This window comes from Kineococcus sp. G2 (assembly GCF_037154035.1).
Taxonomy (GTDB): domain Bacteria; phylum Actinomycetota; class Actinomycetes; order Actinomycetales; family Kineococcaceae; genus Kineococcus.
In genome coordinates, this window is record NZ_JBBBEM010000017.1 from 1 (window position 1) to 15827 (window position 15827).

At 75.1% G+C, this 15827-nt stretch carries 14 protein-coding genes; 11 read left to right on the forward strand and 3 right to left on the reverse strand.

The genetic code is table 11. The annotated features are described in order from the left end of the window. Window positions 1-188: 188 nt before the first annotated feature. From V9U69_RS03465 to V9U69_RS03475, 3 genes are read left to right on the forward strand one after another with little or no spacing between them, the layout of a single operon-like run. Window positions 189-1121, forward strand: a complete 933-nt coding sequence (locus V9U69_RS03465) for a carbohydrate ABC transporter permease (RefSeq protein ID WP_337059906.1) — start codon at window positions 189-191, stop codon at window positions 1119-1121. Between the two features lie 7 nt (window positions 1122-1128). Then, window positions 1129-2049: a carbohydrate ABC transporter permease gene (locus V9U69_RS03470; protein ID WP_337059907.1), complete on the forward strand. Its 921-nt coding sequence runs from the start codon at window positions 1129-1131 to the stop codon at window positions 2047-2049. After that, window positions 2046-3110, forward strand: coding sequence for a LacI family DNA-binding transcriptional regulator (locus tag V9U69_RS03475; protein ID WP_337059908.1), 1065 nt, complete (start codon window positions 2046-2048; stop codon window positions 3108-3110). The genes V9U69_RS03470 and V9U69_RS03475 overlap by 4 nt, the downstream gene beginning before the upstream one ends. A 70-nt stretch (window positions 3111-3180) precedes the next feature. On the opposite strand, the gene V9U69_RS03480 is transcribed toward V9U69_RS03475, so the two are convergent. After that, complete coding sequence (locus tag V9U69_RS03480) at window positions 3181-3750, reverse strand: ATP-binding protein (protein ID WP_337059909.1); 570 nt, start codon at window positions 3748-3750, stop codon at window positions 3181-3183. Window positions 3751-3935: 185 nt separating this feature from the next. Continuing rightward, window positions 3936-4946 (reverse strand): zinc-dependent alcohol dehydrogenase, encoded by a 1011-nt coding sequence (locus tag V9U69_RS03485; protein ID WP_337059910.1) that lies wholly within the window; start codon window positions 4944-4946, stop codon window positions 3936-3938. A gap of 177 nt (window positions 4947-5123) precedes the next feature. Here V9U69_RS03485 and V9U69_RS03490 point away from each other — a divergent pair, with 177 nt between their 5' ends. From V9U69_RS03490 to V9U69_RS03520, 7 genes are all read left to right on the forward strand, one after another. Beyond that, window positions 5124-5585: a pyridoxamine 5'-phosphate oxidase family protein gene (locus V9U69_RS03490; RefSeq protein WP_337059911.1), complete on the forward strand. Its 462-nt coding sequence runs from the start codon at window positions 5124-5126 to the stop codon at window positions 5583-5585. Then, entirely contained in the window at window positions 5582-6064 is a 483-nt protein-coding gene (locus V9U69_RS03495; protein ID WP_337059912.1) for a pyridoxamine 5'-phosphate oxidase family protein, read from the forward strand. The genes V9U69_RS03490 and V9U69_RS03495 overlap by 4 nt, the downstream gene beginning before the upstream one ends. An 81-nt stretch (window positions 6065-6145) precedes the next feature. Further along, entirely contained in the window at window positions 6146-7270 is a 1125-nt protein-coding gene (locus tag V9U69_RS03500) for a hypothetical protein (RefSeq protein WP_337059913.1), read from the forward strand. 99 nt (window positions 7271-7369) lie between these two features. Continuing rightward, on the forward strand, window positions 7370-9700 hold the full coding sequence (locus tag V9U69_RS03505) for an EAL domain-containing protein (protein ID WP_337059914.1): 2331 nt from the start codon (window positions 7370-7372) through the stop codon (window positions 9698-9700). Window positions 9701-9874: 174 nt separating this feature from the next. Continuing rightward, entirely contained in the window at window positions 9875-11062 is a 1188-nt protein-coding gene (gene lhgO / locus V9U69_RS03510) for an L-2-hydroxyglutarate oxidase (RefSeq protein WP_337059915.1), read from the forward strand. Between the two features lie 175 nt (window positions 11063-11237). Further along, window positions 11238-11864, forward strand: a complete 627-nt coding sequence (locus V9U69_RS03515) for a TetR/AcrR family transcriptional regulator (RefSeq protein WP_337059916.1) — start codon at window positions 11238-11240, stop codon at window positions 11862-11864. A gap of 56 nt (window positions 11865-11920) precedes the next feature. Beyond that, entirely contained in the window at window positions 11921-13462 is a 1542-nt protein-coding gene (locus tag V9U69_RS03520; RefSeq protein WP_337059917.1) for a glycoside hydrolase family 43 protein, read from the forward strand. A 48-nt stretch (window positions 13463-13510) separates the two neighbouring features. On the opposite strand, the gene V9U69_RS03525 is transcribed toward V9U69_RS03520, so the two are convergent. Then, the gene (locus tag V9U69_RS03525; RefSeq protein WP_337059918.1) at window positions 13511-14140 is read right to left on the reverse strand and encodes a helix-turn-helix domain-containing protein; all 630 of its coding nucleotides are present in this window, start codon (window positions 14138-14140) and stop codon (window positions 13511-13513) included. Window positions 14141-14247: 107 nt separating this feature from the next. Between V9U69_RS03525 and V9U69_RS03530 the strand changes: the two genes are divergently transcribed. Beyond that, window positions 14248-15777, forward strand: coding sequence for an ABC transporter substrate-binding protein (locus V9U69_RS03530; RefSeq protein ID WP_337059919.1), 1530 nt, complete (start codon window positions 14248-14250; stop codon window positions 15775-15777). Window positions 15778-15827 lie beyond the last annotated feature (50 nt).

Here is a 15827-nt window from a genome sequence, read left to right on the forward strand (position 1 = left end):
CGTTCGGGAAGGCCGCCGAGCAGCGGTCCGCCGAGGCGTTCACGCAGGCCCTGCAGGTCATGCAGGCCACCACCGTCGAGGACCTGGAGAACACCGGCTTCACCGTCGCCGACTGAACCCCGCGGTGCGGCGCGGCCACCTCCCGCGCCGCACCGCCCACCCCCGGAACCCCACCCAGGAGCCCCGACATGGCCGTCCAGACCGCCCCCGCCCCCGTGCGCCGGCCTCGCCGGTCACCGGCGCCCTACGGCTTCCTCGCCCCGGCGGTGCTGTTCTTCACCGCGTTCCTCGCCGCACCCATCGTCTACGCGTTCTACCTCAGCTTCCGCAAGGAGGAGGTGCAGGGCCTCGGTCTCGGGTCGGCCGGCCGCACCGAGGTCTGGGCCGGGCTGGGCAACTACGCCCGCGCCCTGAGCGACCCGGAGTTCCTCGCCAGCGTGGGCCGCGTCGCCCTCTACGGCCTGGTGCTCGTGCCCGTGATGATGGCGCTCGCCCTGACGCTGGCGCTGCTGCTGGACTCCGGGCGCACCCGGGTCGGCGGCTTCGCCCGCACCTCGATCTTCCTGCCCTACGCGGTGCCCGCGGTCGTGGCCTCCCTGCTGTGGGGCTTCCTGTACCTGCCTCGCGTCAGCCCGCTGGTGGACGTGCTGGAGGCCGTGGGCCTGCCCGCACCGGACCTGCTGTCCTCGCGCCTGGTCATCGTCGCCGTGGCGAACATCGCCCTGTGGGGCGGCGTCGGCTTCAACATGATCGTCCTGTACACGGCGCTGCGGTCGGTCCCGCAGGAGATCTACGAGGCCGCCCGCATCGACGGCGCGAGCGACCTGCAGATCGCGTTGCGCATCAAGGTGCCGATCGTGGTGCCCTCCCTGGTCATGACCGTCATCTTCTCGATGATCGCCACCCTGCAGGTGTTCGCGGAACCCACCACGCTCAGCCCGCTGAGCAACTCCATCTCCTCGACGTGGACGCCGCTCATGAAGGTGTACCGCGACGCCTTCGTCCGCAACGACGTCTACTCCGCCGCGGCCACCTCCGTGGTCATCGCCCTCGTGATGCTCGTGCTGTCCTTCGGGTTCCTCAAGCTCGTCGGGAACCGCGCCTTCGACCAGGAGAAGTGAACCTGCCGTGCCCCCCACCTCCCTGATCCCGCCGGCCCCGGTGCGCGCGACGGGTCCCCGCAGCGCCCCGCGGCGCCGCGGCCGTGCCCGCACGACGAGCACCCGCCCCAGCGCGGCCGTCACCGTCCCGCTGCTGCTGGGGGCCGCCTACTGCCTGCTGCCGGTGCTGTGGGTGCTCGTCGCCTCCACCAAGAGCGCCGCGGAACTGTTCTCCACGTTCACCCTGGCGCCCAGCACCCACCTGCTGGACAACGTCGCCGACCTCGCCGCCTACCGCGACGGGCTGTTCTGGCGGTGGATGCTCAACACGGCCGTGTACGCCGGGGTGGGGGCGGCGGCGTCCACGCTGGTCTCGGCGATGGCCGGGTTCGCGCTGGCGAAGTACTCCTTCCCCGGCAAGAAGCTGGTCTTCGACGTGCTGCTGGCCGGTGTGCTGGTGCCCGGTGTCGTGCTGGCCGTCCCGCAGTACCTGCTGCTGGCGCAGGTGGACCTGACGAACACCTACTGGTCGGTGCTCCTGCCCAGCGTCATCAGCCCCTACGGCATCTACCTGGCGCGCATCTTCGCCGCGGCCGCCGTCCCCGACGACGTCGTGGAGGCCGCCCGCGTCGACGGCGCCGGCGACGCGCGCGTGTTCGCGACCATCGCCCTGCCGATGATGCGCACCGGGCTCGTCACCGTGTTCCTGTTCCAGTTCGTGGCGATCTGGAACAACTTCATGCTTCCCTACATCATGCTCGGCAACGACAGGCTCTTCCCCGTCACCGTGGGCCTCAACGGCCTGCTCAACCAGGGCGCGTCCCAGCCCGCCATGTACACCTCCGTGGTGACCGGTTCCCTGCTGTCCATCCTCCCGCTCGTGGCGCTCTTCCTGTGCCTGCAGCGCTACTGGCAGGTCGACCTGTCCAGCGGCGCGGTCAAGGGGTGAGCGTGCCCGACCCCGCCGCCGCCCGCACCCCCGCGCCCCGCGCCCCCGCCGCCCGCAAGCGGCCCACCATCCGCGACGTCGCCCGCGAGGCGGGGGTGTCGTACGCCACCGTCTCGCGGGTGCTCAACGGGCACGAGTGGGTCAGCCCGGAGTCGGCGCGCGCCGTGCGCGAGGCCGTGGCCCGCACCGGGTACACGGCCAACCCGCACGCCCGCTCCCTGGTCACCGGCCGCTCCGGGTCCGTCGCGTTCCTGCTCACCGAGCCGCAGCACCTGCTGTTCGAGGACCCCGTCTTCCCCGTGCTGCTGCGCGGCGTGGCGCAGGCGCTGTCCGAGCGGAGCCTGACGCCCGTCCTCCTCATCGCCGGCACCGCCGACGAGCGCAGCCGCGTGCTCGCGTACCTGCAGGGCGGGCACGTCGACGGCGTGCTGCTGGTCTCCTCCCACGCCGGTGACCCGCTGCCCGGCCAGCTCGCCGCCACCGAGGTGCCCGTGGTGGCCTGCGGGCGGGTGCTGGGCATGGAGGGGCGCATCAGCTCCGTCTCCGCCGACGACCGCGGCGGGGCGCGCGCGGCGGTGGAGCACCTCCTCGCCGCCGGCCGGCGGCGCGTGGCCACCATCACGGGGCCGCTGGACACCCCCGGCGGGGTCGACCGCCTCGAGGGCTACCGGGACGTGCTGCGCAGCGCCGGCGGCGAGCCGGCGCCGTCCCTGGTGCGCCACGGGGACTGGAGCCGGGACAGCGGCGCCGCGGCGATGCGGGCGCTGCTGGAGGTGGAACCGGAGCTCGACGCCGTCTTCGTCGCCTCCGACCTGATGGCTTCCGGGGCGCTGGCGGTGCTGCGCGCGGCGGGGCGCTCGGTCCCCGGTGACGTGGCCGTCGTCGGCTTCGACGACACGGGCCTGGCGGCCACCCTCGACCCGCCGCTGACGAGCGTGCGACAGCCGCTGGACCGCATCGGCCGGGAGATGGTGCGTCTCGTCGTCGACGGCATCGACGGCGCCGAACCGCTCACGGCGAGCGTGCCGACCTCCCTGGTGGTGCGCGACTCCGCCCCCTGAACCCCGCGGGTCACCGCGCGAGCGCCCCGCCCGGCACCGCCGGCGCGGGGCGCCGCCGCGCCCGCCGCCCTCAGGCCGGCCGGGGCGGGCACGCGGCCGCGCCCACGGTGAACCACACCCGCTTGCCCGCGGCGTGCTGCTCGACGCCCCAGTCGCTGGAGAGCAGGTCGACCAGGGCCACGCCGCGCCCGCCCGTGGCCTCCGGCCCGACCGTGCGCCGCACGGGCGGGGTGCTGTCGGCGTCGTCCACGGCGACCCGCACGAGCCCGGGGGTGCAGCGGACGTCCAGGCGCACCGGGGGGCGGCCGTGCAGGACGGCGTTGGCGGTCAGCTCGGCGGTCAGCAGCTCCACGACCGTCAGCGCCGCGGGCGCAACCCGCGCGTCGGCGCAGCGCTGCACGACCCAGTGACGGGCCAGCGGCACCGACGACAGGTGGTGCTCCAGGTCCAGGTGCCACCGGCCAGCGCCGTCCGGGTGCTCGCCACCGGGGGCGGCACCACCGGCCGGAGCGTCGGCCCGCGCGTCGGCCGGAGCGCCGGCCCGCGCGTCGGCCGAGGTGCCGTCGGGGGTGCCGGGAGCACCGCCGGAGGCGCTGTCCGGGCGGCTGGGCTGGGTGCGCTGCTGCGTGCCGTCGTCCATGGTCCCGCGCGTCGTCTCCCCGCTGTCCGTCGCGGTTCCCGTCGTGCTCGGACCCCGCCGTGCCGCTGCCCAGCTTCCCACCCGCCGTGCCCGGACGCTCGGCGGCCCCGGTGCGCGCAGTCGCGCACCGGGGCCGCCGAGGCCCCCGCGGGCCCCGTTCCGGGCCCTCGCCCGGGCCCGCCGTGTCAGGGTTCGAACACCACGCGGGCGGGCACCCGCCCGGCCAGGACGTCGGCGAAGGACTCGTTGACGCTCTCCAGCGGCCGGGACTCCACCACCACCCGGGTGCGGCCCGCGGCGTGCAGGGCGAACACGTCCGCCAGGTCGTTGCGGGTGCCGACGATCGAGCCGATGACCGACTTGCCCTGCAGGACGGTCTCGAAGATCGGCAGGGTGATGGTGCCGTCCGCCGGCAGCGCCACGCACACCAGCCGGCCGCCGGGGCGCAGCGCCCGGTACGCCTGGTCGAAGGAGGCCGGGGAGGCCGCCAGGGCGATGCTCACGTCCGCGCCGCCGAGGGCGCGCACCGCCTCGGCCGGGTCGCTCTCGCGGGCGTTGACCAGGTGGTCGGCGCCCAGCTCCTTCGCCAGCTGCAGCTTGTCCTCCTGCACGTCCACCGCCACCGTGAAGGCGCCGGCGATGCGGGCGTACTGCAGCGCCAGGTGCCCCAGGCCGCCGACGCCGAAGACGGCGACGGTCTCCGCCGGCGCCACCCGGGCGACCTTGACCGCCTTGTAGGTGGTCACGCCCGCGCAGGTCAGCGGTGCGGCCTCCAGCGGGGAGATGCCCTCCGGCACGGGGTTGGCGAACGCCGCCGCGACGACGGCGTGCTCGGCGAAGGCGCCGTCGACGGAGTACCCGGAGTTGCGCTGCTGCGCGCACAGCGTCTCCCACCCGCCCACGCAGTGGCGGCACGTCCCGCACGCCGAGCCCAGCCAGGCGATCGCGACCCGCTCGCCGACGCGGCGGGAGGTGACCTCCGCACCGACGGCCTCGACGACCCCGACGCCCTCGTGGCCGGGCACGAACGGCGGGTTCGGCTTGACCGGCCAGTCGCCGCGCGCGGCGTGGATGTCCGTGTGGCACAGCCCGCTGGCCTCGATGCGCACCAGGACGTCCTGCGGCCCCGGCACGGGCACGGGCACCTCCCGCACCTGCAGCGGGGCGGTGAACTCGGTGACGACGGCTGCTCTCACGGTGTCCTCCCGGACTCGGGGCCGGGGCGACCGACCGCCCCGGGAACACCACCAGCCTCGTGCGCGGCCGGCCGCACCGGCAGGGCCGGACGTCCCCGGCAGCGGGGACCTCCGACGGGACCCCGGGAGGGACCTCCGTCCCTGGTGGGTCGCGCACCGCTCGCGCACCGTGGCGGGATGAGCCACCTCACCGCACTCTCGCCGGCCGAGTGCCGGGCGCTCCTCGGGGACCGGGGCACCGGCCGGGCCGTCTACAGCGAGCACGCCCTGCCCGCGGTCGCGACGCTGAACTACGCCGTCGTCGGCGACCACCTGTACTTCCGCACCGGCGCCGGCACCGCGCTGGCGCGCGCCGTGGGCGACGCGGTCGTCGCCTTCAACGTCGACCACGTCGACGCCGCCGCCCGCAGCGGGTGGAGCGTGACCGCCACCGGCCGCTGCCGCCGCGTCGGCGACCCCGAGCCGACGAGCCTGGCGGGCCGCCTGGACACGTGGGCACCGGGGGTCCGCCAGGAGCTGTTCCGGCTGGACCTGTCGCGCCTGACCGGCCGCCGCCTCGGCCCGCCGCCGGGCGCGGAGCGCGTGGTCGACGTGACGGCGGACCTGACGGGCGACCGCGCGGCGGCGGTGACCCGGTGAGCGCCCCGAGCGGCACCACCGGCGTGCCCGCCCCCGGCGTGGAGCTCCTCGACGAGCCCACCTGCTGGCAGCTGCTGCGCGACGCCGGCCTCGGCCGCTTCGTGGTCGTCGACGCCGACGGGCGCCCGGACGTCTTCCCCGTCAACCACGCCGTCGACCACGGCAGCGTCCTCTTCCGCACCGCCGACGGCAGCAAGCTGGCCGCCGTCGCCTCCGGCTCGCCCGTCGCGTTCGAGGCCGACGGCGTGCACGACGGGGTGGCGTGGAGCGTCGTGCTGCGCGGCGTGGCCCACCAGGTCACGCGCGTGGCGGAGCTGCTGGACACCGCCTCGGTGCACCTGGCGCCGTGGCAGGCCGGCGGCAAGGGCCGCTTCGTGCGGGTGCGCGGCGACGTCACCGGCCGCCGCTTCCCCGTCACCGGTTCCGGCTGGTGGGAGGCGCGTCCCGCTGCGCACGGCGGTGACCGGCCCGCGCGGTGATCACCCGCTCCACCACACGTCCACCGGCGGCCACGCTCGGTAGGGTGCCCAGGGACCGCCCCCGACGCCGAGGTGCCCGCCGTGCCCAAGAAGAAGAAGCCCGCCCGCCGCACCACCGGCCCCCGGCCCGCCCCCGGCCTCTCGCCGCTGCGGGCCGGTGGTCGCGCGCTCGGCGACCTGCAGGTGGAGTACCGCGCCTTCCTGGAGACCGAGGAGGACGAGGCCGTCCTCGAGCCCGGCGACCTCGAGGCGCGCCTGATGGAGTCGCTGGGCTGGCTGCTGCTGGACACCGGTGAACCCGTCGAGCGCAGCTCCGCCACGTACTTCAGCGCCGCCGAGCTGCGCGCGCTGTTCACCGAGCTCGTGCCCGCCGTCGCCGAGCACAACGACCTGGACGCGCAGGAGCTCGTCGACGAGGTGCGCGTGGCGTGGACGACGTACCTGATGTTCCTGGGCGAGTCCGGCGCCTGGCGGGGCGCGCCGGAGGAGCTCGCCGACTGCCTGGACGTCGCCTCCGGCGGCATCGCCGGCACCGCCTCGGACCAGCGCAGCGTCCTGGACGCGCTGGAGGCGGCGGCCCTGGCCGTGCCCGCCGAGGACGAGCTGCGCGACCTGCGGACCGTGCCCGTGGTCACGGGGGCGCTGGAGGCGCTGGACGCCCTGCGCGCCGGGATCCCGGTCGGTGAGGAACCCGTCGTGGACGGGCCCGTCGTCGACGCCCTGCGCGCCGGGGTCGGCGAGGCCCTCGACCCGGTGGCGCTGTGGCTGGACTGGACCGCCTCCGGGGTGGTGGAGGTCGTCGACGGCCGCACCCACGTGCCCGGCCCCGTCGACGCCCTGCACGACGTCGACAACCGCCGCGACGTGGCCGCCGGTGTCCTGTCCACCGCGGTGACGAACGTGCTGGCGGCCTCCTCGACGCCGGCCGCGGTCGTCGGCGGGCTCAGCGTCGTCACGGCCTCCGTGCTGGACCCCATGACGACCCCCCAGCTGCGGGCGGTGCTGGAGTCCACCGGGGACGGCGACGAGCTGCCCGCGGCCCTGGAGACGGTGCGGGCCCTGGGCGAGCTGGGGGTGCTCTCGACGGTGGAGCCGTGGACGGCCCGCCCCGGCGTGGCCGGTGCCGTGCACGACGTGGTGTCGGTGTTCTTCGCCGAGGACCGCGACGACGAGGACGAGGGTGTGGGCGTCGGCGCGCACGCCTGAGCCCGGTGCCCCCGCCCCGGTGGGCGTGGGGCCGGGGGGCGCGGCCTCAAGGAACCCGGCCGTCGTGCCGACCACCGGCGGGTGACGCAGGAGGTGAGCGTGGGGATCCGCGAACTGCTGGACGGCCACGGGGTGCGCAGCGTGTTCCAGCCGATCGTGGACCTGGACAGCGGCGACGTCGTCGCCTACGAGGCGCTGGCCCGCGGCCCGGTCGGGCCGCTGGAGCGCCCCGACCTGCTGTTCGCCGCCGCCCGCGCCGAGGGCCTGCTCGCCGAGCTGGACGAGGCGTGCCGCGCCGCGGCGTTCCGCGGGGCGCTCGCCTCCGGGCTGCTGGCCCCGCTGACGCTGTTCGTCAACGTCGAGCCGGAGGTCCTCGACAGCGCCCCCCTGGACGACCTGCTGGCCCTGGCCGCGGGCGCCCCCGGTGAGCTGCGCGTCGTCGTGGAGATCACCGAGCGGGCCATCGCCGCCCGGCCCGCGGAGCTGCTGCGCACCGTCGCCCGGGTGCGCGAGCTCGGCTGGGGCGTCGCCCTGGACGACGTGGGCGCCGACGCGATGTCGCTGGCGTTCATGCCGCTGCTGCGGCCGGACGTGGTGAAGCTGGACCTGCGGCTGGTGCAGGAGCGTCCCGGCGCCGCCGTCGCCGAGATCATGCACGCCGTCAACGCGTACGCCCAGGAGAGCGGGGCGACCGTGCTGGCCGAGGGCATCGAGGACGAGCGGCACCTGGTGATGGCGCGCGCCCTGGGCGCCCACCTGGGGCAGGGCTGGCTGTTCGGCCGGCCCGGGCCGGCGCCCGTGGCCGGTCTGCGCACCGGTGAGCTGCGCCTGCCCGCCCCGCCGGCCGTCGCCCGGTTCGCGGAGTCCTCGCCGTTCGCGCTGCTGCCGCCGGGCACCGCGCTGCGGCGCTCGCCGAAGTCGCTGCTCATCGAGCTGTCCAAGCAGCTGGAGCGCGAGGCGCTGCGCATCGGCTCCACGTGCGTGGTCGCCGCCACCTTCCAGGAGGCGCGGCACTTCACCCCCGCCACCACCGGCCGCTACCGGGACCTGGTCGAGCGCACCGGGTTCGTGTGCGCGCTGGGGGAGGGGCTGCCCGCCGAGCCGCTGCCGGGGCTGCGCGGGGCGGCGCTCGACCGCCGAGACGCGGTGCGCGGGGAGTGGGACGTGGTCGTCCTCGGCCCGCACTTCGCCGTGGCGCTGCTGGCGCGCGACCTCGGCGACAGCGGGCCGGACGCCCGCCGCACCTTCGAGTACGCCCTGACGTACGAGCGCGCGACGGTCGTGGCCGCCGCCCACTCCCTGCTGTCCCGGGTGGCGCCGCGGGTCGCGGCCCCCGCGTCCCCCGCACTCGCACCGGCACCGGCACCGGCACCGGCACCGGCACCGGCACCGACGGCCGGGGTCGCCGGGGTCGCCGGGGCCGCCGCTCCGGACGTCGCGGCCGCCGTCGGGGCGGCCGCGGTGGCCGCGGGCGTCGCCGGGCCGGGCGCCGACGCCTCCGTCGCCGAGCGCGTCCTGCACCGCGTGCTGGGCACCACCTCGCACGGGGTGACGATCGCCGACGTCACCCGTCCCGACCAGCCGCTGGTGTACGTCAACGCCGCCTTCGAGGCGCTGTCCGGGCTGCGCTCGGAGCAGGTGCTGGGGCGCAACTGCCGCTTCCTGCAGGGGCCGGACACGGACCCGGCGGTGGTGGCGCAGGTGCGGGCGGCGATCGACGCGGGCCGGGAGTGGCGCGGGGTCGTGCTGAACCACCGCGGTCCGGAGCGCACCCCGTGGTGGAACGAGATCCAGCTGGCTCCGGTGCGCGACGCCGACGGGCGCGTGGTGCGCTACGTCGGCCTGCAGAACGACGTCACCGCGCGCGTGGAGGCCCAGCGGGCGCTGGAGGTGGAGCGCGACCGCACCCGCGCGCACCTGCGGCGCATCGAGGACCTGGCCCGCACCGACGCCCTGACGGGGCTGCCGAACCGCCGCCACCTGGCCGACCGGGTGGCCGCCGCGCTGGCCGCGGGGGACGCGGTGGCGCTGCTGTTCTGCGACCTCGACGGCTTCAAGGCCGTCAACGACCGCTTCGGCCACGGCGCGGGCGACGAGCTGCTCGTGGTGGTGGGCGGGCGGCTGCGCGAGGCCCTGCCGCCCGGCGGCCTGGCGGCGCGCCTGGGGGGCGACGAGTTCATCGTCGCGCTCACCGCCCCGGGTGGGCGCGCGGTGCTCGCCGACGCCGGGGAGGTCGCGGCCCGGCTCGCGCGCGCGGTGGCCGACCCGGTCGGCCTGGGTGGGGTCGACGTGTCGATCTCCGCCAGCGTCGGGGTGGCCGTGGCGGCGCCGGGGGACGACGTCGAGGACCTGCTGCGCCGGGCCGACGAGGCGATGTACGAGCGCAAGCGGCTCCACCGCGCGGGCTCCCGCTCCCTGCCGCTGGGCTGACGCCCGGCCCCTCGCCCTGCGTGCCCGCCCGCTCACGCGCAGCCCGCGGCTGACCGGTGTGGAGCAGCGATCCGCCGAGGTGGTCGCCGGGCGCGGCGGTGATGGTGGACACTCCTGCGGGGGTTCCGCGCCCGGGTGCGCGGGAGCACAGCACCAGCAGGGGGAGGAACACGCATGGGTAGCCACGTCGTCGTCGCCGGTGGGGGCATCGTCGGCCTGTCCACGGCCCGCGAGCTCAGCGCGCGCGGCCACCGGGTCACGGTCCTGGAGAAGGAGGACCGGCTCGCCGAGCACCAGACGGGCAACAACTCCGGCGTCATCCACTCCGGTCTCTACTACGCGCCCGGCAGCCTGAAGGCGCAGCTGGGCACCGCCGGCGCCCGCTCGATGCGCGAGTTCGCCGAGGAGCACGGCATCGCCGTCGACATCTGCGGCAAGCTCGTCGTGGCCACCACCCCCAAGCAGGTCCCGGCGCTGCGCCGCCTGCTGGAGCGCGGCCTGGCCAACGGCGTGCCGGTGCGGCTGATCTCCCCGGAGGAGGCGCGCGAGTTCGAGCCGCACGTGAACTGCGTGGCCGCCCTGCGCGTGGAGAGCACCGGCATCGTCGACTACCGCGGCGTGTGCGACACCCTGGCGCAGCTGGTGGAGAAGGACGGCGGTGAGATCCGCACCGGCTCGGAGATCGTCGGCATCTCCTCCACGTTCCGGTCCGTCACCGTGCAGACCACCACCGGCGAGGTCACCGGCGACGTGTTCGTCAACTGCACCGGCCTGCACTCCGACCGCATCGCCCGCCTGGCCGGCCTGGAGCCGGAGGTGCGCATCGTGCCGTTCCGCGGGGAGTACTTCGAGCTCACCCCGCAGCAGTCGCACCTCGTCAAGGGCCTCATCTACCCGGTGCCGGACCCGACCCTGCCGTTCCTCGGCGTGCACCTGACGAAGATGGTCGGCGGCGGCGTGCACGCCGGCCCCAACGCGGTGCTCGCCCTCAAGCGCGAGGGCTACACCTGGGGCGACGTCTCGCCCGCCGACCTGCTCGACACGTTCCGCTGGCCCGGCACCTGGAAGCTGGGGATGCGCTACTGGCGCACCGGCATCGACGAGGTGCTGCGCTCCGCCTCGCGCGCCCGGTTCCTCGCCAGCCTGCGCGAGCTGGTCCCCGCGCTGGCCGACGACGCGCTCGTGCCCACCCACGCCGGGGTGCGCGCGCAGGCCCTGCACCGCAGCGGCGCCCTCGTGGACGACTTCTACTTCGAGCGCGGCATCCGCCAGGTGCACGTCCTCAACGCCCCCTCGCCCGCGGCGACCGCCTCGCTGGAGATCGGCCGGCGCATCGCCGACGAGATCGACACCGAGGTCTGACGGGCACCTCCCGCAGCACCCGCTCGCCCGGTCCCGCACCCGCGGGGCCGGACGCCGCGGCACCACCCACCGCCTGGGCGGTACGACTGCACTGCTCTTCCGGTACAGTCGTACTGGAAGGGGGCGCTGCGCAGCCGGGAGGGCTGCGGACGACGCCGTCCCCGGAGGAGCGGACGTGCCACTCGGCGGCGACACCCCGGTCAAGCGCCGCGCCGGCAAGCGCGACGAGGACGTGGCGCTGCGCCGCCGGTCGATCCTGGACGCCGCGGTGCTCTGCTTCGGTGAGCACGGCTACCACGGGACCTCCCTGCGGGACGTGGCCTCCCGCGCGCAGGTCTCCCTGGGCGGGCTCGTGCACCACTACCCGGAGAAGGCGGCGCTGCTGGAGGCGGTGCTGGACCGGCGCGACGAACGGCGCGCCGACGTCTACGCCTGGGACGTCGTCGACGGCCTCACCTTCCTCCGGAACGTCCTCGCCGTCGCCGAGGACGACCTGACGGACCGGGCGCAGGTGGCGATGAACGCCGTCCTGACCGCTGAGGCCAGCGCCGCCGACCACCCGGCCCACGAGTACATCGCCCGCCGCTACCGCAAGCTGCGCTCCGGCATCGAGCGCGCCCTGCAGGACCTGGCCGAGCGCGGGCTGCTGCGCGACCCCTCGGTCCCCGTCGGCGTGCAGGCCAGCCGCCTGCTCGCCGCCAGCGACGGCTCCCTGCTGCAGTGGCTGCACGAACCCGGGGCCGTGGACCACGTCGCAGCGCTGCGCGCCCACATCGACTCCTACCTCACCACCGCGCTCTGAACCCCCGCACCGGCTCGCCCGCGGCCGCAGTGCCCGCGACGCCAGGAAAGGCACCCGTGACCAGCACCCGCACCGCCTCCAGCGACACCGCTCCGGTCATCGCCGGCTCCTTCCCCGACCCGACCGCCTGCCGGGTGGGGGACGACTACTACCTGGCCGCCTCCAGCTTCGAGCACTTCCCGGGCGCCCCGGTCTTCCACAGCCGCGACCTGGTCTCCTGGCAGCAGATCGGCAACGTCCTCACCACCCGCCGGCAGTTCCCCCGCGGCGACGGCCGCCCCTCCGGAGGCGTCTTCGGTTCCACGCTGCGCCACCACGACGGACGCTTCTGGTTCATCACCACGAACATGAGCACCCTGGGCGCCGGGCACACCATCGTCACCGCCACCGACCCGGCCGGTCCGTGGAGCGAGCCGGTGCACGTCAGCGGCGCCGTCGGACTGGACCCCGACCTCGCGTGGGACCGCGACGGCCAGTGCTACTTGACCTACGTCGGCTTCGGCGGCCCCGGTGGGGCCGCCATCGTGCAGGCCCGCCTGGACCCGGACGCCGGCACGCTGCTGGAGGAGCCGTACCCGGTGTGGCAGGGCACCGGCCTGGCGTTCCCCGAAGGTCCGCACCTGTACCTCGTCGACGACACCTGGTACCTGCTGCTGGCCGAGGGGGGCACCGAACGCGGTCACGCGGTGACCATCGCCCGCGGTCCCTCGCCGGCGGGCCCCTTCGAGGCGTGCCCGGGCAACCCTGTCCTGACCCACCGCAGCACCGCCCACCCGGTGCAGAACGTCGGTCACGCGGACCTCGTCCAGCGCGCCGACGGCACCTGGGTCGCCGTCCACCTCGGCGTGCGACCCCGTGGCACCGCGCCCGGTTTCCACGTCCTGGGACGGGAGACCTTCCTGCGCCCGGTGTCGTGGGAGGACGGCTGGCCGAACCTGCAGGGTCCGCCCCTCGACGTCCCCGTCCGGTCCCACGTCGTGCGGGAGTCCTTCACCACCGCTGCGCTGCACCCGCGCTGGGTCGTGCCCGCCGGCGACGCCGCCGAGTTCACGACCGCCACCCCCGACGGGCTGCTGCTGCGGGCGGCGCCGGACGAGGAGCGGTGGAGCAGCCACCTGCTGTGCAGCCGGGTCACCGACCTGCACTGGTCCGCGACCGCCACGGTGGACGTGGCGCCCGGGTCCGTCGCCCGCTTCGTGCTGCGACTGGACGATCGCCACTGGTACGCCGTGCAGACCGACGGCAGCACGGTCAGCGCCCGTGGGCGGATCGGTGACTTCGTCCACGACGTCCCGAGCCGCCCCGCGCCCGGTGGTGCGGTGCGGCTGCACCTGCGTTCGGAGCCGGATCCCGCTGCGCACCGCCCGGGGGCCAACAGCGGGCCCGATCGAGTGGTCCTGGGGGTGTGGGCACCGGACGGCTCCCTCGTCCGGCTGGCCTCCTGGGACGGGCGCTACCTCTCCGGGGAGGTCGCCGCCGGCTTCAACGGTCGCGTGCTGGGCGTCGCCGCACTGCGGGGCGAGGCGACGCTGCTCGCCTTCGAGTACGACGGGAACGATCTCGAGGGTGCGTCCGGGCACGTGCCCGGCCGGGAGTGAGCGCACCGCCCCGGAACCCGGCCGCGCCCCCTCGTGCGGGGCGGGGCCTCAGAGAGCGGCGGCCACCGGCAGCGGCGAGCCCTGGACGGGCAGCGGCTCGACGAGGTAGCGGTTGATGGAGTTCCTCGTCTGCTCGACGAGGTCGATCTCGTCGAACCCCTGCAACCACAGCAGTTGCAGGCCCTCGGCGAAGGCGGTCGATTCGAGCGCCGCCTGGTGCGGGTCCGTGCCCGGCCGCAGGAGGCCCTTGGCGCGAGCCTGCTCGAAGGCGCGCGAGGTGCCGTCGACGATCATGCGGAAGCGGCGCTCGAAGTACTCGTGCGCCGGGTGGGAGCGGTTGGTCGCCTCGGCGGCGAGGATGGCGTAGAGCTGCACGACACCGCGTTCGCGCTGGTTCCTCCCGGCGATCTCGACGAGCGCGCTGAGGAAGTCGATGTCCGTGCGCGCCCCGATCGTCTCGAGCGCGAACAGGTCGCGGCGCTCCAGGACGGCCTGCAGGAGTGCGAGCTTGCCGTCGAAGTGGTGCAGCAGCCCGGGCTGCGTCATGCCGACCTCGCGGGCGATCTCGCTGACCGAGGTGGCGACGTAACCGCGCTGGGAGAAGACCTTGAACGCGGCGTCCAGGATCGCCTCCCGCCGCTGCGCGGACTTCCTGTACTCGCCCCGTCGCGCTGCCATGGCGGTGAGGTTACCAGGCTGCGATCCGGATACCTTATGCGTCTAAGGATTTCGTGTTAGTGTCCCCCGCACGTCACAGCTGACGCGCACCTAGGAGGACAGCAACGATGCTCCGGACCACCAAGCTCGCCGCTCTGGCGGCCGCTGCCGCGCTCTCGCTCACCGCGTGCTCGTCCTCTCCGGAGGACGCGGGCGGCTCGGGCGGCGGCGCCTCCGACGAGCTGCGCTACGGCGCGGTCGTCGACGTCGCCACCTGGAGCGCCGCCGACGCCTCCTGGGGCAACACGGCGCTCTACTACTCCGCCGTCTACGACACCCTGCTGCGCACCGCGGCGGACGGCACCGTCGAACCCGGTCTCGCCGAGGCGTGGGAGTACGACGAGCCCCGGACCCACCTCACGCTCGACCTGCGCGACGGTGTGACCTTCACCGACGGCACCGAGCTCACGGCGGAGGTGGCGGCCCAGAACCTCGAGCGCTTCCGCGACGGCGCCTCGGAGAACCGCGCGAACCTCTCCTCCGTCACCCAGGTCGAGGCGACGGACGAGGACACCGTCGTCATCACCCTCTCCCAGCCGGACCCGGCCCTGCTCACCTACCTCAGCCAGAACTCCGGCCTCGTCGCATCGCCGGCGACGTTCGACGCGGCCGACGCGCAGGCCACGCCCATCGGGTCCGGCCCCTACGTCCTCGACGCCGCCGCGAGCACACCCGGATCGACCTACCGGTTCACGGCCAACGAGGACTACTGGGACCCGGAGATCCAGCACTACGACGCCATCACCATCAACTACTACGCCGACGCGTCAGCACTGCTCAACGCCCTGCGCGACCAGCAGGTCGACGCCGCCAACCTGAACTCGGTGACCCAGGTGCCCGACGCCGAGGCCGCCGGTTACACCGTCAACAGCCACACGCTGAACTGGAAGGGCCTGATCATCGCCGACCGGTGGGGCGTGAAGAACGAGGCGCTCGCCGACGTCCGCGTCCGGCAGGCGATCAACCACGCCATCGACCGGAAGGGCCTGCTGCAGGCGCTCGAGGACGGTTACGGCGAGCCGACCACCCAGATCTTCGGCCCGGACACCGCGGCCTACGACGCGGACCTGGAGGACGCCTACCCGTACGACCCGGAGCGGGCCAAGGCGCTGCTCGCCGAGGCCGGCTACCCGGACGGCGTGACCATCACCATGCCGCAGACCTCGTTCGTGCCCCCGGCGGAACCGGAACTGATCGCGGGCGTGCTCGCGAAGTCGAACATCTTCGTCGAGTACGAGCAGGCCGGTGAGAGCTTCATCGGGGACCTGCTCGGCGGCGAGTGGGGGATGTTCTCCTTCGGTCTCAACCAGGAACCGCTCGCGTGGATGTCCTACGTGCTCGCCGTGGCGCCGGACTCGGCGTGGAACGTCTACCACCAGAGCGACGAGACCGTCGAGGCGCTGGCGGCCCGGATGCGCCTGGGCGGTGAGGACGGCGACGCCGCCGCGCAGGAGCTCAACGAGCACCTCGTCGAGCAGGCCTGGTTCGCGCCCTTCTACCGGGTGCTCGGAGTCGTCGTCACGCGCGAGGGCACCTCGCTGACCCTCAAGGACGGCCAGGCGCTCCCGAACCTCTGGGACATCACCCCCACCGCCTGACCACCCACCTCGTGGGGGGCGGGTTCCCCCGCCCCCCACCGGCCACCGAC

What these genes read in the sequence shown, in the direction of transcription:
- V9U69_RS03465 (WP_337059906.1), top strand. Translation starts at nt 189, where the DNA reads ATGGCCGTCCAGACCGCCCCCGCCCCCGTGCGCCGGCCTCGCCGGTCA.
- V9U69_RS03480 (WP_337059909.1), bottom strand. Translation starts at nt 3,750, where the DNA reads ATGGACGACGGCACGCAGCAGCGCACCCAGCCCAGCCGCCCGGACAGC.
- V9U69_RS03490 (WP_337059911.1), top strand. Translation starts at nt 5,124, where the DNA reads ATGAGCCACCTCACCGCACTCTCGCCGGCCGAGTGCCGGGCGCTCCTC.
- lhgO (WP_337059915.1), top strand. Translation starts at nt 9,875, where the DNA reads ATGGGTAGCCACGTCGTCGTCGCCGGTGGGGGCATCGTCGGCCTGTCC.
- V9U69_RS03525 (WP_337059918.1), bottom strand. Translation starts at nt 14,140, where the DNA reads ATGGCAGCGCGACGGGGCGAGTACAGGAAGTCCGCGCAGCGGCGGGAG.
- V9U69_RS03530 (WP_337059919.1), top strand. Translation starts at nt 14,248, where the DNA reads ATGCTCCGGACCACCAAGCTCGCCGCTCTGGCGGCCGCTGCCGCGCTC.